We start from the raw sequence: 1,752 nt of genomic DNA on the forward strand, positions 1-1,752 counted from the left end.
TACCAGCGCGGAGACCGGCCTGCACGCTCTCACCCCGGCCGAGCACCGCACCGCCCTGCTGGCCGCCAAGGGTCTCACCAACAAGGAGATAGCCGACCGGCTCTACGTCACCCGGCGCACCGTCGAACTCCACCTCAGCCGCGTCTACCGCAAACTCGCCGTCGCAGGCCGCGGCGACCTGCCGGCCGCGGTCGCCGACCAGCTCCCCGACCCCGCCCGGCGGCCCCTGCGCCGCGTCGACGCGGCCGTGAGTCCGCCGGACCGCCCCGCCCGGTCGATGACCCTTCGTCCGGCCTCATGACCCCGGGCCCGGTCCCGGCCCCCGGGCCCCCGCGCCGGATCCCACCGGCGCCGCGAGCGCGGGCCCGCCGCCCACGGCCGGCCTGATCCGGGAAGGCCCCGGGCCGTCACCCCATCCCCTGGCTCATCACCCCGCACGCGTGCGGGCATCCGGCCCCGCACGCTCCATCCCAGAATCGGACACCGTCATGTCTCTCGACTCCCCCGCCTCCCGGCGCGCGGCGGACCGCGTCCCGGCACCGGACGCGCCCCCGGGCGGAGGGCCCCTGCTCCTCACGGCCCTCGCCCTGCTCGCACTCAATCTCCGCGCCCCGCTGACCTCCGTCGCCCCACTGCTCAAGCCGCTGCGCACGGACCTGCACCTCAGTGACACGGCGGTCGGCGTACTCACCTCCCTGCCCGTGCTGTGCCTCGGACTGTTCGCCTTCGTCGCCCCACGGCTCGGCCGCCGCTACTCCACCCGCGCCGTCCTCACCGTCTCGCTGTTGATCCTCACCGCCGGGGGCCTGCTGCGGACCGCCCCCTCCGTCGCCGCCCTGTTCCTGGGAACCGTGCTCGTCGCGGCGCCGATCGGGGTCGCCAACGTGCTCATACCCGGGCTCATCAAGCGCCGGTTCCCGCAGTCCGTGCCGCGTGTGTCCGCCTTCTACTCGGGCGCGCTGACCTTCGGCGCGGCGGGCGGTCCCGCGGTGGCCGTGCCCCTCGCCGACGCCACCGGATCCGCCTGGCGGGCCCCGCTGGTGCTCCTCGTGGTGCCCGTGGCCCTGGTGACGGCCGTGGTGGTCCTGATCGCCCTCGACCGCCGGCCCCGCGCGGAGTCCGGCGCCGGTGCGCCGGACTCCGGCGGGCGGCCGCCCGGTCTGTGGCGCAACCCGCTGGCCTGGCAGGTGACCGTGTTCTTCGGCGCCCAGGCCCTGTTGTCGTACACGGTCTTCGGGTGGCTGCCGACCATGTGGCAGGACCGTGGTGGGAGCGCGGCGTCCGCAGGTCTCGCGCTGTCGCTGTGCAGCGCGGTGGGCGTGCTGGGAGCCTGGCTGCTGGCCGTCTCCGGGCGGCGCCTCGCCGATCAGCGTCCGGCCGGCGTGGTGGTGGCCTGCCTGAGCGGGGCCGGCGTGGTGGGAGTGGTGGCCGGGCCGAGGAGCCTGGCATGGCCCGCGGTGGTCGTCCTCGGCCTCGGCCTGGGAGCCGGATTCGCCCTCGCGCTCAGCCTGTTCGCGCTGCGCTCGCCCGACGCGCCGACCACCGCCGCCCTGTCCGCCATGGGCCAGGGCATCGGTTACCTGATCGGTGTGCTGGGCCCCCTGGGGGCGGGAGCGCTCCACGACGTCACCGGGACCTGGGGGTGGCCGCTCGTCGTACTGCTGACCGCGTGCGCCGTACAGATCTTCGTCGCACTCCCCGCGGGCAGGGCCCGTACCGTCACCGCCCCCTCACCGCGCTGACGCCGCGGCC

2 protein-coding genes are annotated in these 1,752 nt (G+C 76.0%); both read left to right on the plus strand.

Annotated features, from left to right (window positions below; translation table 11 throughout):
* Nucleotides 1-301, plus strand: a 301-nt coding sequence (locus H5J33_RS34065; protein ID WP_181798530.1) for a helix-turn-helix transcriptional regulator, incomplete at its 5' end; no start/stop codon positions are given.
* 187 nt (nucleotides 302-488) lie between these two features.
* Nucleotides 489-1,742 carry an MFS transporter gene (locus tag H5J33_RS34070; protein WP_181798531.1) on the plus strand — a complete coding sequence of 418 codons (1,254 nt, stop codon included), beginning with the start codon at nucleotides 489-491 and terminating at the stop codon, nucleotides 1,740-1,742.
* Nucleotides 1,743-1,752 lie beyond the last annotated feature (10 nt).

It is taken from the genome of Streptomyces sp. WELS2, assembly GCF_013870595.1.
Lineage (GTDB): Bacteria > Actinomycetota > Actinomycetes > Streptomycetales > Streptomycetaceae > Streptomyces.